Below are 317 nucleotides of genomic sequence, written 5' to 3'. Positions count from 1 at the left end.
GACAAGACATGAAAAAAACAAGATATATATTCTGCGGTCTGGCATTGATGGCCATGGCCTCACAGGCACAGGAGAAAAAGATACGAAAAGCGGATACGAAGTTCACGAACTATTCCTATGCCTCGGCGATACAGTCCTATGAGGACCTGGTAGAGGACGGGTATACGGAAGAGGAGATATTCAAGAATTTGGGTAACGCGAACTATTTGAACGCGAACTACCAAGAGGCGTCCAATTGGTACGGGCAACTGTTCCAGTTGGGGATAACGGATATCGACCCGGAATACATGTACCGGTACGCCCAGACGTTAAAATCG

1 pseudogene is annotated in these 317 nt (G+C 47.3%); it reads left to right on the top strand.

Annotation, left to right across the window (positions count from 1 at the left end):
- Positions 1-8: 8 nt before the first annotated feature.
- Positions 9-317 (top strand): annotated as a pseudogene (locus tag HW347_RS20600) (OmpA family protein); the annotation flags it as partial.

Origin of the sequence: Zobellia barbeyronii, assembly GCF_018603515.1 — a bacterium.
Lineage (GTDB): Bacteria > Bacteroidota > Bacteroidia > Flavobacteriales > Flavobacteriaceae > Zobellia > Zobellia barbeyronii.
This window is presented reverse-complemented; position numbering and strand designations above follow the sequence as displayed.